At 58.8% G+C, this 16,428-nt stretch carries 18 protein-coding genes; all 18 read right to left on the bottom strand.

Annotated features, from left to right (window positions below; all coding sequences use genetic code 11):
* A partial coding sequence (locus tag KKQ10_RS24800) for a phage tail tip protein J-related protein (RefSeq protein ID WP_215502554.1) occupies window positions 1-2,263 on the bottom strand: 2,263 nt, incomplete at its 3' end.
* Entirely contained in the window at window positions 2,260-2,658 is a 399-nt protein-coding gene (locus tag KKQ10_RS24795) for a DUF6950 family protein (RefSeq protein WP_095668793.1), read from the bottom strand. The genes KKQ10_RS24800 and KKQ10_RS24795, both read right to left, overlap by 4 nt.
* Window positions 2,659-2,660: 2 nt before the next feature.
* On the bottom strand, window positions 2,661-3,263 hold the full coding sequence (locus tag KKQ10_RS24790) for a hypothetical protein (RefSeq protein WP_215502553.1): 603 nt from the start codon (window positions 3,261-3,263) through the stop codon (window positions 2,661-2,663).
* Window positions 3,263-3,847, bottom strand: a complete 585-nt coding sequence (locus KKQ10_RS24785; protein ID WP_215502552.1) for a hypothetical protein — start codon at window positions 3,845-3,847, stop codon at window positions 3,263-3,265. The genes KKQ10_RS24790 and KKQ10_RS24785 overlap by 1 nt, the downstream gene beginning before the upstream one ends.
* Before the next feature lie 15 nt (window positions 3,848-3,862).
* Window positions 3,863-7,444 (bottom strand): phage tail tape measure protein, encoded by a 3,582-nt coding sequence (locus KKQ10_RS24780; protein WP_215502551.1) that lies wholly within the window; start codon window positions 7,442-7,444, stop codon window positions 3,863-3,865.
* Window positions 7,445-7,504: 60 nt separating this feature from the next.
* Window positions 7,505-7,945 carry a hypothetical protein gene (locus KKQ10_RS24775; RefSeq protein WP_215502550.1) on the bottom strand — a complete coding sequence of 147 codons (441 nt, stop codon included), beginning with the start codon at window positions 7,943-7,945 and terminating at the stop codon, window positions 7,505-7,507.
* Window positions 7,946-7,999: 54 nt separating this feature from the next.
* Entirely contained in the window at window positions 8,000-8,269 is a 270-nt protein-coding gene (locus KKQ10_RS24770) for a phage tail assembly protein T (RefSeq protein WP_433588216.1), read from the bottom strand.
* 14 nt (window positions 8,270-8,283) lie between these two features.
* Entirely contained in the window at window positions 8,284-8,616 is a 333-nt protein-coding gene (locus KKQ10_RS24765; protein ID WP_215502549.1) for a phage tail assembly chaperone family protein, TAC, read from the bottom strand.
* 9 nt (window positions 8,617-8,625) lie between these two features.
* Window positions 8,626-9,117: a phage tail tube protein gene (locus KKQ10_RS24760; RefSeq protein ID WP_123587044.1), complete on the bottom strand. Its 492-nt coding sequence runs from the start codon at window positions 9,115-9,117 to the stop codon at window positions 8,626-8,628.
* Window positions 9,118-9,181: 64 nt separating this feature from the next.
* Window positions 9,182-9,550 carry a DUF3168 domain-containing protein gene (locus tag KKQ10_RS24755; protein WP_215502548.1) on the bottom strand — a complete coding sequence of 123 codons (369 nt, stop codon included), beginning with the start codon at window positions 9,548-9,550 and terminating at the stop codon, window positions 9,182-9,184.
* On the bottom strand, window positions 9,550-10,014 hold the full coding sequence (locus KKQ10_RS24750; protein WP_215502547.1) for an HK97-gp10 family putative phage morphogenesis protein: 465 nt from the start codon (window positions 10,012-10,014) through the stop codon (window positions 9,550-9,552). The genes KKQ10_RS24755 and KKQ10_RS24750 overlap by 1 nt, the downstream gene beginning before the upstream one ends.
* Window positions 10,007-10,348 (bottom strand): phage head closure protein, encoded by a 342-nt coding sequence (locus KKQ10_RS24745; protein ID WP_215502546.1) that lies wholly within the window; start codon window positions 10,346-10,348, stop codon window positions 10,007-10,009. The genes KKQ10_RS24750 and KKQ10_RS24745 overlap by 8 nt, the downstream gene beginning before the upstream one ends.
* Window positions 10,348-10,824: a head-tail connector protein gene (locus tag KKQ10_RS24740; RefSeq protein WP_215502545.1), complete on the bottom strand. Its 477-nt coding sequence runs from the start codon at window positions 10,822-10,824 to the stop codon at window positions 10,348-10,350. The genes KKQ10_RS24745 and KKQ10_RS24740 overlap by 1 nt, the downstream gene beginning before the upstream one ends.
* 2 nt (window positions 10,825-10,826) lie before the next feature.
* Window positions 10,827-11,183, bottom strand: coding sequence for a hypothetical protein (locus tag KKQ10_RS24735; protein ID WP_215502564.1), 357 nt, complete (start codon window positions 11,181-11,183; stop codon window positions 10,827-10,829).
* A 42-nt stretch (window positions 11,184-11,225) separates the two neighbouring features.
* A complete protein-coding gene (locus tag KKQ10_RS24730; protein WP_215502544.1) occupies window positions 11,226-12,440 on the bottom strand; it encodes a phage major capsid protein in 1,215 nt (404 codons plus the stop codon).
* Entirely contained in the window at window positions 12,437-13,324 is an 888-nt protein-coding gene (locus KKQ10_RS24725) for a head maturation protease, ClpP-related (RefSeq protein ID WP_215502543.1), read from the bottom strand. The genes KKQ10_RS24730 and KKQ10_RS24725 overlap by 4 nt, the downstream gene beginning before the upstream one ends.
* 14 nt (window positions 13,325-13,338) lie before the next feature.
* Window positions 13,339-14,736, bottom strand: a complete 1,398-nt coding sequence (locus tag KKQ10_RS24720) for a phage portal protein (RefSeq protein ID WP_215502542.1) — start codon at window positions 14,734-14,736, stop codon at window positions 13,339-13,341.
* The gene (locus KKQ10_RS24715) at window positions 14,736-16,427 is read right to left on the bottom strand and encodes a terminase large subunit (protein ID WP_215502541.1); all 1,692 of its coding nucleotides are present in this window, start codon (window positions 16,425-16,427) and stop codon (window positions 14,736-14,738) included. Before KKQ10_RS24715 ends, KKQ10_RS24720 begins: the two co-directional genes overlap by 1 nt.
* Window position 16,428: the final 1 nt, after the last annotated feature.

Genomic DNA, 16,428 nt, shown 5'->3' with positions numbered 1-16,428 from the left:
CGCCGTCGAGTTCGGAGATATCGGCGGTATTGGTGGCGACTTGTTGTGCCAAGCCATTGACCGTTTCCACGGTCTGCCCGACGTCCAACCAGTAGAGCGGGTTCGGCGGTGGCATGTTGAGCGGTACATGGCCAGTGGCCTGATAGATCCGCTTGCCCTGCACCACCAGGTCATACTCCTCATAGGTGGCATCTGGGTTGTAGCCTTTCAGGCCGTCGAGAGCGTCGATTTGCTCCTGCAAACCCGGGATTTTGTCGATTTCGTCAACAATGTCCTGACCCAGCTCTGTGCGACCAATCTTCCCAGCCAGCGCCGCAAGGTAGGCCGACACATCATTCGAGGTCTGGGCCGGGACATAAAGGAACGCGCTCTTCCCATAAGCGTTCGATGAGCGGATGAAGTAGTAGTAGTTGGTCCAGAACCCCAAGCCATTGTGGGTAAACGTCAGGCCCTGCCCCAGGTACTCGGCATCAGCAGAGGTTGCCGTCGGCGAGGTGCTGAAGAAATATTCGTAGGTCCCTCCGTTCAGGCCGTTTTGCGAATTGCTTGGGATCAGCACGATACTGTCGATCGAGGACTGCACCACGCAGCTTTCTGGAATTGGCGGCCCGTTGACGTTGACGGTGATCGTCGCTTCTCCCGAGCGCGCCATCGGCCCTACCGCGGCCACACTCATTGTGTAGTTGCCGGACGGCAGTCCGTTGATGGCGATCTCCGTCGAGGTGGCCGGAACGTTGTGCGACTGCACCGCGTTCGCGCCCTGCCTGACGATAACGATGTATTCCTTGACGATGCCCGTCGGCGGAAGCCACGACAGTACGCCCTGCGTTACCTCGGCGGTGGTGTCCTGCGTCCATGTCAGCGCACTCGGCGTACCGAGACCGCCGGCCGGCAGATTGATGAAGCCGATCGGGTTGTACGGCTGACCCACAGCATCATCGAAGATTGCCGCTTCGTATTGTTTGACCTGGACGGTACAGCCCTCGCTGTCGCCCATGGACCAGTCAGAAACGATGAACTCGCCCAGGATGTTCAGCGACGGCAGGTTGACCCGCACCACGCGCCCCGGCCGGCAGTTATAGCCGGCAAAGTTCATCGGAATGCTGATCGCACCGCCCGCGCGGCGCCGGCGCAACTCCATGTTCGCCAGGCGCTGCGCCTGGTACGGATCGGTGACATAGGAATAAGTCAGCGTTTCCGCTGCCTCGCCGCCGTCCTCGACGATCCATTCGGCAACACTGACCTCTGGGTAGTCGGTTTCCGTCCACGATTGCGACGGGTCAATGAACGTGCCTCGGACGGTGTTGATCGCCGAGTCGTTGGTGGGTTCGGTGCTGCCGGTGACAGTGCCAATCACCATGTCCTCGGTGATCTCAAAGTCATACGGTCCGTAGTACGCACCCGCCTGAAGCATCCAGCGTCCGCCAACACGGATCAGGTGACCACCGCAGGCGGCTTCCAGCTTCTGGAGAACGCCCGTGCGCTGCTCGTCCGCACCGATCACGCAACCGCTGCGATAGCGCTGACTGGTCGAGCCGTCGGCATTGGTCAGAGCCTCGTCGCACACATTGGCTGCACTGGCAAAGGTTTCGAACACGATCTCGTCGTCCGGCACGCCGCAACGCGCACGCAGGAACCAGAGCAGGTGCAGCGCGGTATTGGCGCTGTAAACGGCGGTGCCGGTGCGCGGGTCGTAAACATCGTTGCGACCGCGCACCACGAAACGGGTGTCCGGGATGCCAGACGGAAATTTTTCGGCGCTGTACTGCAGCGAAACCCGAACGAATGACAGGCCCCGGCCGATCTGGCTGTCCTTCCAGTCTGGGCAATTGGCCTTCAGGAAGGTGTTCACCTGAGTCGGATTGACCACCAGTTCATACGTCGCCTGCGCGCCGTAGCTGCCGATCTCTTCCTCGCCAAGGTAGATATTTTCGAGTGCGTCGATTGGGCCTTCGCACAGTACATACACCAGGTGCAGCCACTCGCCCTCACCCTGCGCGCCCGCCTGCTCCTGCGCCCAGACCAGAATGCCGCCGGTGGACACGCGACCGAGGATGAAACGAACCGGAGCCTTCGAAGATCGCACGGTCTGCGCCGATGGCTCGTTATCGCGCAGCGGCGACTTGGTGTTGAGCTTTTCCTGCTGCTCGGACGCATAGAAGGCCAGCGCAGCACCGGCGACAGCCCCCCACGGTCCACCTTGGGCGAAACCTACAACCGCACCAACCACAACTGAGGCAAGTTTTCTGACGCCGCCGCTCATTCAACTCTCCACGCGGCCAGTGGCTCGCATACGACACGGGCTGCGCCGTCGTCGGTTGTTGCCCAATAATCGCCTGCCCAGAAAACAGCCATACTTCGGCCGCCGGGCGCGTCGTACAGCACCACGTCGCCGCGCTGAATGAACGTCAGCGGAACCCTTGCAAAGTGGGCATCCCATGCCGCCTCAAGGCTGCCGTGCTGTTTTTTCAGTTGCCGCTTGGCGCCGGTTTCCGTGGTGTATTTTCCGCGGTAGTTCTCGGCCGGATCGACGCCACAAATCGCCGCCGTGCAGTCCGCGGCGAACAGGCAGCAATCAAATTCGCCCCATGAAAAAGGCCGCTCTTGGGCGGCCTTGATCACGTCGTTCAGACGGGTTGTCCAGTCTCGGTAGCGCATGGCTAACTTCCATAGGTGAATGTCGGTGCGTCCTTCTTCGAGCCCCAGTAAATGGGCCACTCGGACATTTGGGCGATGGCGTAGAAGAACCGGTCGCCGTCGTGGCGAGCGCGGTGGTTTTCATCGGTGAAGCGCTCGGTGCCGGTGCGGCTCCATTCGGCCATCCGGTCGACCACGGGCACAGTGATGCTGTTGCCGTCCTGGCCGTTGCCGGCGAACGAGAACTTGGCTGCATCCATCCGACCTGAAAACAGGATGTCCGCCGCATAGTTGCCGGCCTCGTCGAACACCACGAACATGACCTTGGCCATCCGGCCGCGGCACCCGCGCACGTTCGTCTCGGAGAGGATGTAGGCATCCAGGCCGCTGAGGGTCAGCTCGACCGACATCGGCGAACCGGAGTTGTCGCTTTCCTGCGATTGGCTGACCTGGCCGAAATTGCCCACCCCTTGATAGGTGATGCTGCCGACCACCAGGTCGCCGGTACCGGTGTGCGCGAAGACCATGCCGTCGACGAAGTCGAGCTGCACCGCGTACACCGGCATGAATCGGCCTGTGGCAATGATGTTCACCACGCTCTGGCTGAATGGGAATGCTGAGGGCATCAGAAGGCCTCCCTGAGTTGCAACGTACCATTGGCCACCAAGGGCTGAATGGTGAAGCTGTGGTTGTCGTCCGTTCGCCGCATCTCGGCGAACGGATTGCGGTACTCCACAGCGGCGCCGGCGACCAGAGCCTTTCGGATTCGCTTGTTCAGCGTCACCTGCACCCGGCCCTGAGCATTCGATGACGCGTCATCAACAATCTCGAACATCTCACCGTTGATGCTGATGTAGTCGCCGTAGCTGAAGACCTTCCGGCTTGCGGTAACGCCGCCGATTGTCATCACGGTTGCCTGGGCATTACCCGTGATCACCACCGGCGCTCCAATCGAGTCGATGCGCCGGCGAGTGAACGCCGGAATGTTCACGGTTCCGAGCATCCCCTGAAGCCGTCCAATGACCGCAGACAACTGCCGCTCTTTGGCGCGGCTCATGGAGTTGAATGTGAGCGTGCACTGCCAATAGGCACCCGGGTATCCAACGATCTGCTGGGCATTTGAAAGCGTCGAGGTGAAGCTCCGGTTGTTGTAAACCATGCCCCACGTCATTTCGTTCGGGCACAGCGAAGCCGGCCATTCGATAGCCATGCGGTACTCCTGTTTCTATCGATTTCTGGCAATAAGCTGCCGGGCTGGGCCGTTCATTTTGAGATCACGCAGCACCATGCTGTAGCCATCCTGAGCGCCCTGCTTGGCCGCTTGCTGGATACGCGCCAGCGTGGCGTCATCGGCCGAACCCTGAACCGTGATGTACTGGGTGATGCCGCCGATTGAGGAGCTTTCAGTGGTTGCGGTTTCTGCCGCCGAGGTGTCGCCGTTGCCGATTGCACGAACGCCGAGAGATCCATCAGCGGCCCGGGTCAGCGGCATAATTGCCTCTGGGCCGGCCTCCGCGAAGATGCCGGCGCCCTTGGCAAACGCGAACATCTGCGGGCTGTCGTAGATCTGGTTCGAAAAGGATGAAAGGCTTGGCGAGTCATAAACACCACCCTTGGCATTCATCACCATACTGCCTTCGCTGAAACCGGTCATGGTCCCGGTGCCAAGGGTAGAAGCCCCACCCCCTCCGCTGAACAGTCCGGCGAAACCACCGAGAAATCCGACGGCGGCCTGCCGGATCTGGATCCGGATCAAGTCCTCGACGATCGAATCAGCCAGATCCCGGAATGACAGTTTTCCCGTTTTGACGAAGTTGACGAGCGCGTCTTCTGTGCCGTTGATGGCATCAGAAAACAGGTTCTTCGTCTGCTCGGCGACGTTCGAAGCGCTGTCCATGTAATTGGCAAACGCCGAACGTGCTCCATTCGACCAATCCGCCTGAGCCTCGTCGATCTGCCTGAAACCCTCACGCATGGCATCAACCTGTTTCGGCAGATATTCGTTCGTCAGATCAATCTGGGCCTGCAGGTCGTTGCGTTGTTTTTCCGTCGTGGCGTTGGCCAGTTCGGTGCGCAGCGAAAGCAGCCGCTCGTTAGTCTCACGCTCAAGCTCCAGGCGCTGCTGCGCGCGTTCGGCTTCCTTATCACCCTGCCCGACTGCCGCGGCCTGGCTCGCGTATTGAGCGCGATCATTGTTGAGTTTCTTCTCCAGCTCAAGGCGGTATTCCTCAGCCTGTGAAAGGCCGAGCGCTGCCTTGGTGGCAGTATTGAATTGCTCTGCCAGCCACGCGGTGCCCTTGCCGTAATCTTCCTGGGTGATCTTCCCATTCTTGAAAAGAAGGTTGATCTGCCCGGTCGACTTCTGAAATTGCTCTGATGCTGCGCCCACCGGATCGAATGACTTTTTCAGGTCAAGAAAACCTGCAGCAGCCTGCTTCAACTGCTCCTTCAGAGATGTCTGGGCTTTAGCTGCATCCTTCGTCGATTTGGTGGCGGCCTTGTTGGCTTCATCCTGAGCTTTCGTGGCGTAGGCGACGGACATAATCGCCGTCCGATCAGCCTCGCTCAGTTCCTTGTGCTGGTCCAGGTATCGGGTGGCTTCCTTCACCGCGTCGTTGTTGTCCTGCAGCTTGCCCAACTGAGCCTGCAAGGTTTTCAGGTACTTCTCGCCGGCAGTGGTCATTCCGCCGGTCGCCGCTGCGCCGTTCGCTGCCGACGTGGCGGTTTTATCCATCTCGCCCCGGAGAATGCGCTGACGATCTTCAGCTTCCTTGGCAACTTGGTTCTGCGTCGACCATGCTTCAGCGCCCTTTTTCAGGTCATCTACCAACTTCGGTGAAACGCCAGGTACTTTGCCCGCCTCCTCCAAGATAGGAATGATCGACTGACCGCTTTTCGCGGCTTCGTCAATCCTCGTGCGCAAATCCTCGTATGCCTGTGCTCTCTTGATCGTTTCGTCATTGCTGGAACCTGCAATCCTCGACGGCAGGGAAAGCGAGTCAGACCCCAGCACTCCTTTTTTCAGAGTCGCCTGGAGAGAATCCAACTCTCCTTTTGCGGCCTTCACCGCATCCACCTGTGCCTCACTCCAGCGAACCAGGGCGCCGGCGCGCTGCTCCTCTGTCATTGCCTTGAATCGCGAGATCACCTGATCCAGCGGGCCTTGAAGTTGCTCGAGCCCTTCTTTTGCCTTGTCGGCACTGCTGCGAAAGTCGATGAAGGAAAGCGCGGCGGCGGCAGTGATAAACACCAGCCCTACCGGGCCGCCGAGCATCGCCAAGGCTCCGCTACCCGCAGTTGCGAGTGCGGAAAATGCCCGCCCGGTTACGCTGGCTGCGGCGGCGGCATTATTCGATGCGACGCTCAGCGCATTTACGGCAGCGGTCGTTTCAGCGAAGGCCAATGTTGCCGCAGTGCGACCTGCATAAGCCTTTTCCACCAGCGCCGAGGATGCCACCGTGGTGCTGGCCAGGGAGCGCTCGGCGGCTTCAACTTGCTTGATCACCGCAACCTGCGCCAGCCGGATCTCGGAGATTCGAGCAACTGCAGCTGCGCGACCTTGCTCGTTGATCTGCGCCTTCAGCCGCTCTTGCTCCAGCGTCAGCTCGGCAGCAAGTGCAGACTGCACCGATTGGATGTTGGCCAGCTCTGAGGCTTGGCGCACCCTATCTGAAGCGACCTTTCCCTGCGCAGCGCTCAGCTCAAGATTAGCCCGCTGAACAGATGCTTTGGCGTCCAGCTGTTTGGCTTGCGCCGCCAACAGATCCTGCTTGGCAAGCGCTGCCGAAGACGTGAGAGCGGCCTGATTCGCGGCAGCGGCCGAAAGAGCAGCCGCACCCTGTTGAGCGAAACCTCCGGCTACCCGTGCAAGCGCTACGTACAGGCCAGTGGTGAATAACTGAACCAGCGCGCCCGAGTGTTCGCGAATGCCATCAAGGGCCGCAGGAAGACTTCCATCAATCACTTTGGCTGCCGCGAGAATTTCACCGGCGACCTTGCCGCTCGCCCCGGACATCTGATCAATCTCCCCGATATAGCGGGTGATTGAGTTACCCACGACAGTCAGGCTACCGCCGATTGTGGCCGTCATCTTCGAGAAGAGAGCGTCTACAGCACCAGCCTGGCTTTGAAGCGCCTTCACGACCGCGTCGGCAGTAAGCAATCCTTGCTCGCCGAGATTGCGCAAATCACCGACGGTCTTGCCCATGCCTTTCGCGATTGCCTGAGCCAACGCAGGGGCCTGTTCAAGTACCGAGTTAAGCTCTTCGCCACGCAACACGCCGGAGGCAAACGCCTGCCCAAGCTGAATCAGTGCAGCATTGGCGCTTTCAGCAGATGATCCGGAAATCGCCAGCGTTTTGCTGATCGTTCCGACGATACCGGCCACACCTTCGCCAGAAAGCTTCAGTTCCTTCTGATTGGTGGCGATGCGCTGGTAGAGCTCGGCGGTCGCAGTTAGGGGCTGTCGGGCATCTTGTGCAATACCGAATACCGCAGACTGGGCAGTAACGAGCTCAGCTGTGCCGTTCGTTACCAACTTCAACCGGTTCGTCAGCGTGCTGTATGCCTCGGTGGCGTTGTAAATGCCGTTTACACTGAATGCGGCAGCCAGTGGCCCTGCAATTCTTGATGCTACACCAGCCAACGATGAGAACTGCCTCTCTAGAACTTGAACCTGAGCTGAAGCCTTGACCGCGGCGGAGCCTGACCCAGCAACGGACCTTGATGCCTGATCCATGTTCTGCTGAAAGCCGCCGATTTTGGCGACCAGATCCAGCGTCAAAGTGCCCAGCGAGCGCGATGCCATAGCCATTCTCCAGGCATAAAAAAACCGCCTTTCGGCGGCTAATGAGCTGACTGGTGCCAGCTATTTTGTGTATTTGAAGGGTGGTGGTGTGCCAAGCATTACTTCCGGCTTGTCCCAAGTGCCGCGATACCCGCGCAGCTGATAGGAGTACCCCGGCCTTAGTTCCAAGATCATCCCGACAAGGTCGCCCCCAGCACACATTGCGTTGTTCTTGATGCTGAATTGCACAGGCCCTGGAGGATGATAAAGGGTCACCTTTTCTCCGCTGGAAGTCTCGGCAGCCAGCCGATTGTCCATGAAGACTTGCATGCCAGCTCCAAAGCAACTCATCGCACCCTTGTCCTGCACAAAGGTTATTCTCGCGTCATCTCGAGTGGCTGGTCGACTGAACGCATAGACGTTTTCAGGCGAAACCTGAACAGCACGTGAGGAGTCAACCGCACGAGTATCGCAGCCGGCCAGAATCAAACAGCAGATCCCTATTACCTGTATTTTTCTCACGACACGCTCCTTTTTGATCGTGAGAAACTAGCATCTTCCATCGCTACTACCAACCTACACCCAGTCCTCCATCGCCTGTTCCAGCGTAAGCGCTGGGCGCTCGGCATGCGGCATGAAGTCGATCAAGTCGGCCTTGCCTGATCCGAGCCGGTGAACCTGCAGCGCAATGATGGCCGACATCTGCTCCTGACGATGCATCGGGTTGAAAGATCCGTATTTCTCCCGATACGCCGCCCACGACAGCATTTCCGCGTAACTCATGTTCCGTTTGAGATCCGCGATCGTGCGCCCGCCGACTCCGTTGAGCACCAGTTCGTGGTGCAACTCATCGGCGGCTGTCAGTTTTTTACTGGAGCATTGACCTCGTTCACGGCTTGCAGCAGGGCAATGCCCAGCCCCGGGTCGAGGTTGACCGCATCGTCGAACGGCAGCTCCTCGGCGCCTTCAGGGCCGAGAAACACACTGGCGGCCAGATAGCGCGCGTTCCGGTATTTCTGCGCCTCGCCACCGATGAACATTGCTTCCATGACGCCAAAAGCGTGCCGGCGGACGTGGATATCGAACTTTTCGGTAACGTCCTTGCCCTTGACGTTGCGGGTCCACTCGACGGACTTCTTCACGAAGGCATCGGTGATGACGCCTCCTTTCTTCTTCAGATCTGCCAGTTTCATGGTTCGGCCTTATGCAGTTTTCGGAATCCAGGCTGAGCCGCCGGATCGCTGGATGGAAACAGCGGTACTGACGTTCGCGTTGCCGGCGAAGTCGAACGGGAAATCCGCGACGTAGCCTTCAAATACGAACCAGGTACGGGCCTCTGGCAGCTCGAAATCATCGCCAGCCGTATTGACCGTAGGCGCGGCGGTGCCGTCAGACCAGCCCACCGCCCACTTGATCGTGGTTTCACCATCAGCCTCGGAGAGCTGATGCAGGCGAATATGACTGGCGTTGCGTGGGTCGGCCAGAATGGTCATCGACGCCTGGCCAGGGGTACGCAGTCCTTTTTTGGATTTGCGGACAGTGTCTTCCAGGCAGGTGTCGTCGATCTGGTCGGCCGGTGCACCACCCGGGTTGAAAGCGGTAGCGCAATCGATGGGCAGCACGGTCAGCGGACCGGTACCGGTCAACGGTGGCACCAGGGCGTAAATCTTGGTTCCTTGGGTGAGGATCGACATGGGTTTCTCCGTATGTCGGGCATAAAAAAACCCGCACAAGGCGGGCATCGATTACATCGGGCGGTCAGCGGGATACCCACCAGTCCACGTCGAAGCTGTAGCGGTACGTTTTGGTCGGGGCGTCGCGAGATTCGCCGCCCCACCGGGTCACATAAGCCATTTGCTCAATGGCGTCACGAATTGCCCGAGCAACATTCCTTGTCTGGGTCGCAGCCGTGCCATAAACATCGACCTGCAGCTCAAATCGGTCGCTATCGGGACGGTCGGCCAGATAGTTGTCCGGCGCGCCGCCGATCGTCTGCCAAACCGCGTAGGGTTTGATCACATCCGCCGGCGCCTCGCCAAACAGGTAGAGCCGGCACTCGGCACCGGCGCCGATCAGCGCACCAACGCCGGGATCAGCCGAGCAAACCTTGAAAATGGGTGCGAACATCACTGCCCTCTCAGCGCTGCGTCGATCTCAGCACTCAACTCATTGGCGAATTTTTCGGTGACTGGACCGATGTTGTCGGCAAAGGCCGGACGCATGAAGGGAGCAGCTGGGTTGTGCTCGGTACCGAACTCGATATAACGCCAGTGCCTGGTGTCCCCACCCGGGTTTCCCGATGCGTCCTTGCTGTATTGGTTTGCACCAGCACCGCCTCGAACCCCCACGCGCATAACCACACCGCCAACCTGGGCGCCTTCCTTGGGGGAGTCCTGCGTGACGATGTTCTTCCAGATCTTTGCGGCGGTTTCCGGATCGTCGATGGTTTTGGCTTTGGCTTTCGCCGAGTCACGGACAATGTTCATGGCTCGCCGAGCTGCCTTCTTCAATCCGGAGCGCCGTAACTTCGGCGCCAGCCCACGCATCTTTCCGACGACGCCGTCCACTCCCTGGAGTCGAAAATCACCCATCGTTCACCCCCGTGGCCACCAGAATGCTCAGGTAATCCTTGCCAGATACCGGGTCGGCCAATGGCGGGCCAACAATGGTGTAGATGTCACCGCGATAGAGGATTCGCATCGTCGGCAGAACACCCGGGCGATATCGGATCACAACGCGAGCTGTAGCCTCTGCCTGCTCAGCCTTGGCCGCGATGAATTCTCGACTGCTCAACGGCTCGAATGCCGCCGGGCATTTCTCCCACTCGGTCACCCAGGACTCTTCGAGCATTTCTCCAGTGTCAGGATCGCGGCCCGCCACCTTCCGCTGGATATCGATTCGGTGACGAAGTCGGCCGGCGCGCATCACACCCCCATCCTCACGCGAAGAGGCGTCAACAAGTGCTTGGAGGCCATCGGCAGTTCAGTTGCCATGGCGCCCACCACTACTTCCTCACGGTTAGCGAACAGGTGGCCGAGTGTGAGCAGGCATGCCGACGTGAACTCAGGTTTCAGCAGTATCCCGTAAGCTATTGCGTCGATTTCCTCATGCGCATCGGCAAGCGCTTGCCTGGCGTAATCGAGCAGAATGCATCGATCGCGCGCGTCATCAACAGCGTTCGCGGCTTCAACGGCAGCGGCATTCGCTGCGCGAGCAGACTGCATCAGGGCGGGAATACCAGCTTTTGCCGAATCCATGGCAGCCTGATCGAGAAACACGCGCCGATTGAGGTACCGCATGGCCGCTCCCTCGGCCGCATCCAGCTTGTCCTGAACCAAATCTTGATCTTCGGGTTCAGCCAGAACGTGTTTCATCGCACGCTCAATATCGATCAGGCTCATGTTTACACCTGCGGAGCTGCTTCAGCAGTGAGTCGCTCGACTTCGGCAATTGCAGCGGCCTTGTTTCCGCTGAAGTCGCCAACTTGCTGCCCTTCGGCGTTCACCACAATCCAGTGACCATGGCCCAGCTGCTTCACATCAAAGGGCTTTGACTTGCCGATAAGGCTTTCCGTGGTAAATGCGCCGCCACCAGCCTGGTCAGAGGTCAAATCGACTTCCGGCAATTCATCGCCTTCATGCTCGGCTGCGAAACCTTTTGCCAGCAGCTGACGCCCATGTTGTTCATCGGTAATGAACGGCGAGCCTTCGACAAGGGTTTTTCCGCCCAGATACAGCGGTTTCAAGGTGATCAACTTCATGATGCCCTCCAGCGGGCCGCCTCATTGGCGGCCCTATCCAGGTCAAGGTGTGGTCGGTGCGGTGAAGCTGCCGTAGATGAAGGCTTCAGGACGTTTAACCGCCAGCGCCAAGCGCTCTTCGCAACGAATCGAGATCATGTTCTTCTCGAAGTCGTCGGCGTTCTCGGTCGAGATCACCACGTTTGCATCTTCACGGTCGAAGATCTGCGCGCCGGTCTGGAAGGCGCCCGTCAGAAACTTGCCCTGGAATGCTGCGATCTCGGTGGCCACCACAGGCAAACCCCAAAGGACTGGACCTGCCAAGCCCAATGGGTTGGCCAGAATGTATCGCCCCAAGCTGTCCTTGGTCAGCTCGATCTTCGCCCAGTCAATGAAGTGAAGGACGTGGCCGGATGCCGGCAGACGTGCCAGCTGAGCCTGCAGCATCGCCAGGCGCAGATCATCAATGCCGGTCTGATTCGCAACTTCAAAGGCGGCATCGAATGCACTGGCCTGCGGCACAATGCCGTCGAGGTGCGCCCCGGTACCGTCGCCGAACAGAATTTCCTGCTCTTCGACGTACTTGAGGCCGAAACGCATCTCGGTGTCCAGAGTCGACGACAACTGCGCGAAGTCGTCGAGAATCTGCTTGGACGCTTTGAACATGTGCGCGATGGTGCGCACCGGAGTGATTTTCTCCGCGAAGGTGATATCGCTGTACGGTTTTTGGGTGTTCTCGGCGACCACCTTGGCGGCATTAGTGAAGCCGGTTTGCTGAACCCAGTAGATGGTGTTCGAAGTGGTTCGACCTGGCGCGATCAGGTCACGAATGAACAGGCGCTGCTTCGGCATCACGTCAATGCCCGGGAGTCGATCAGGCGCGACGATGGTGCCAGGCACGTTTGCGGTGAGCAGCGCAGCACTCACCGGAACGCTCAGACGCTTCGACGCCTCGATGTGTTCGGCGAACTCCTTGAGGGCTTCGCTTTTGATCACCACACCACCCAGAGTGTCCTGCACACCCGGACGCGATTGCGATGGGATGCGTGCGAATTCTTGTTCCAGCTCGCCCAACTGAGCCTTCAGTTGCTTCTCAGCCTCGGTCAGGCTGTTGAATTTGGTTGCCAGTTCGTCGACAGCGTTTTTGGTTTCGGCAGACAGCGTGCCGGCCTTCTTGGCCTCGTTCAGTGCGTTTTCTGCCTGCTTGCTGAAATCGTCGGTGGCCTTTTTCAGCTCGTTGGAAATGTTCTTCAGCAGATCAGCGGTGTTGTCGCTCATGGTTTTACTCCGGTATGGGTAGCTGCAGCCGAAAACCGCGACAATGCGGCTTGTAGTTCGGCGATTGGGTTGGCCAGGTCGGCCGGTGTTTCGGCAGCGTTCTGCTTGCCGGAGGGGGTAGCGCCAGGCATACCCGCCTTGAGGTCTTGAATCAGGGATCGCCGCTCGGTGCGGGGCATGCCCTGTTTCGCAAGAATCATGTCCAGGCGGCGCGCGGCCACTTGGTGGGGTGTCATTGCATTGGTGTCTTCTTTCGTTGCGTCAGAGGCAAGCAGCGAGTCGGCAAAGCCAGCATCTATGGCGGCTGAGCCGCCCATCCAGGTTTCAACGTCCATGAGCCGGCTCATTTCTTCGACCTTGTCACCAGTGCGCACGGCATAGATGTCGGCAAGAGATCCATCGATCTGTTCGAGGAAGTCTGCAACCTCACGAATTTCGTTTCGGTCGCCAGCAACGCCGGTCCAGCTGTTATGGATCATCAAGAAGCCGGCGCGAGCGATCTGTACCTCATCGCCAGCCATCGCAATGAACGATGCCGCTGAGGCTGCCAAGCCAAGAATCTGGACGGTCACCTTGCCCTTGTGCTCTCGCAGAAGGTTGTAGATCGCCAGCCCCTCGAATACATCACCGCCCGGGCTGTTGATTTTCACTGTCACGTCGTTATCGCCGATGCTGCGCAGCGCTGCGCTGACGCGCTTGGCAGTTACACCGTCGCCAGTCCACCAGTCGTATCCGATCGGGTCGTACATCGTGATGGTGTTGTCATCGGTAGCGGCCGCTTTGATTGATGGATTCCAGCGCTCCAGCGCCTTCGGCGTGAGGTCGCACTGAACCTGCGCGCACGGGCGAGCCGCCGGAGCCACCGGAATGGTCTTCAGGGTCATGATTTACTCCAGGGTCAGGCTGCTTTAAGCAAAGGCAGCGAAATCAGCGCATGGGCCATCAGTGGCCCGTCCGGGTTTCCGGATTCCAGCGCCTTGTTGGCAAGCTCGAAAGCATCCGAGAGAGTCGCCTTGTCGCCGGCTTGGTTAGCGGCAGCAATTCGCAACATGAACGCCGTCGCAGCTGGAGACATGCCGGCCGATTGCTTGCCGAGCTGATCGAGTGAAACCAGCGCGGACTGGACCGTGTAAATGTCCCCACCAGGAATTGGCGGCAGGTTCTCCAGTCGACGCACTTCGTTTCGGCACATCCAGCCATTTTGCAGCGCAGTGTTGTACCAGGCGCCCCGGCCGGCGCTATCAGCACGGAGCAGACCCTCAACGGAGAACTCGGCGAAGTACTCATCAGCGTCTGCGTCGCCGATCAGGCAGCGAGTGATCTCCTGCTCGATATTCACCAGCAAAGGCCGGAGGCTGTTGGTCAGGAAGTGCAGGTTCTGCGCCTCCACCGAGCTGGCCCAACTGGACTGTTTGTCCATGTGCCCAACCATGAACGGCGGAACACGGAACCAGCGGCACATCTCCTCGATGTTGAACGATCGAGACTCCAACATCTGCGCCGCTTCAGGGTTCATTGTGATGCCCTGATACTTGAAGCCCGCTTCCGCGACCATGATCTTGCCGGCGTTCTTCGAACCCATGAACGCATTGAGACTCGTCCGGAGCTGCTCGCGCTGCTGCGGAGTGATTTTGGCATCACTGCTGAGGATTCCGGAAGCCTGCATGCCTTGGGCAAACACCTTCGCGGCTGCCTCCTCAACTGCCATCGCAGATCCGAAAATCTCGCGGCCGGTTGTAACTGGCAACATCCCACAAACACCATCCAGACCGAAGCCGCGGATGTGCATGAGGCTCTTCTCAGGAATATCCCGTTCGTTACCGTTCTCGGTGTAGGTATATTTCAGCCGCCCGGTATCCAGGCGCTTCACACTCATGCGCTGCGGTAACAGCGGCACCAGCGCGATGATCCGGCTGCCGATCATCTTCTTTTCGACGAAGGCATTGCCGCGAAGGCAGATGCTCGCCACTACTAGCAGCATGAAGCGCTGAGGCGTCATCTCCGAATTCGGCACCCGGCACAAAACACGATACAACGGGTGATCCTTCGCCGGCGTGCGAGAACCGTCAGGCATACGCTGGTAAAGCTTGAGCGGTAGCGTGGATACAGATTCGGATAGCAACCGTACGCAGGCCCAAACGGTGGACAGCTGCATGGCTTTATCCACCGACACATGCTTGCCCGCCGCCGATGTACCGAACCACTCCTGCCAGAACGAGCCATCCTTCAGCCCAATCGGTACGCCGAGCCAGTTCTGCAGCGCAGCCTTCACCCGGCCTGGTTTTTTGTTGGCCATCAGATTCCTACCATGATCGGGTTATCGAAAAAGCCCTGCAGGTCGCCAGCGCCTTCGGGGTTGAGGGCCATCAGTGAGACGGCATCAAATGTGGACATAAGCGGGTCGATCTTGGCCGAGCCACTTGCCTGCTTGGTGATCGTGATGGCGTTGCCCTGAGGAACAATCCGCGCATTACTTACGGACCAGCTCATCAGCGCACTTCCGCAATGAACCAGCTCGCCGCCGGCAACTTTGCGTTCTGTAGTTTTGATTGCGCCGTTCAGCTTCCAGCCCTGGGAGATAGCGACAATTTGCTCCATCACGATGCCGCGTTCTTCCGTGGTGAGCTCATCGACGATGTCGCCTATACCGGCAGCGTCCACGCCAATCGCTAACTTTTCCGGCAGTAGCCCTCGATCGCGGATGTCGCAAATGATGTCAGCAACCTGCTGCACGTCATCACCTGGTCGATCAACCACCGTAAGATCGCCCGCGCTCTCAAAGTCTCGCAATACGCTGGCAATGTCCTTCCGGCGCTCGAAGACGATCTGGTGAGCCCAAGCATGAGCCCAATGAAGCCATCGGCGAGTGCCAGGCTCTCGCCCCAGTACGGTCAAACCCAAAAGGTCATCAAGGCCGCCACCGTCGATGCCGACAGTCACTACCTCCGATCTTTCGAGTAGTGTTTCGAGGCTCATGCCAGACTCGGAAGCCGCCTGCCAATGATCAGCTCCAGCCCAGCGATCGCTGCGTAAATTCAGGCCAATTTCGATATTGAGATGTTTCGCGAGGAATTTTTGCAGAGACCCATCAGAGGACCCCAGCCGTTTTTTCAGCTGATCCTCAAGCCATTCCGCACTCACCGATCGTCCAATATTGGGGTTGGTGATGTAGAAGTTTTCTGGCTTTAGATAGTCCTTACCATCAACCATCTGCTGCGGAAATTCGTAGAGAACACCCAGCGTTTTTGGATCGAGGATCTTGCCATCCCGAACATCACGCCAGTAACTCAAGCGCTCCTTGAAAACGCCTGCAGGTGGCTCATCACTCTGCGTGGTCAGGTAGATAACCCAACCCTCTTCGCGAGATATCTGTCCGCCGAGCGCCTCCATGAACATCGACTCGGCGTTGGCGCGCTTACCGAAGACCCAGAGCTCGTCGACCAGGACCTTGCCGGACTTCTTGCCAGACACGGTGTCGGTGTCAGCCGCAACGACTTTCAGCGAGTTTCGCGTCGTTCGATCGGTGATAGTCCTGATATGGTCTTGAATGTGGAACATCGCCGACAGTTCTTCATCGGCTCGGACCATTGCCGCGGCCGGCTTGAAAGCGTTGTCCGCTACCTCGCGGGTCGGCGCCAGGATCAGATGCTCCTCCTCCTCCCGCCAACACAAAATCAAAGCCGTCAGCATGATCCCGGCAGCAATCGTGCTTTTTGTGTTTTTCTTGCTGATGAGCAGGCCGAACTCCCGGATCAGTTGGCGTCCTGTCTCTCCGTCGTAAGCACCGAAAATGCACCGAACGTAGTCGAGCACCCACTCATCACAGCAGTCAGCCATTCTTGGCTTGCCAGGCAGATCCGGGACTCTCAGCTCCATGAAAATTGCTAAGGCTCGTTCAGCCTCATCGACAAAGATTGGCGGAGGAATGATCGACTCGCGGTCAACAAGTCGCTGCGCCCAGTCCGGGCATGCCGTTGACCATTCCATA

It is taken from the genome of Pseudomonas sp. MG-9, from assembly GCF_018729515.1.
GTDB lineage: Bacteria > Pseudomonadota > Gammaproteobacteria > Pseudomonadales > Pseudomonadaceae > Aquipseudomonas > Aquipseudomonas serboccidentalis.
Note: the sequence above shows the minus strand (reverse complement) of the source record. Positions and strands in the feature narration are given on the sequence as shown.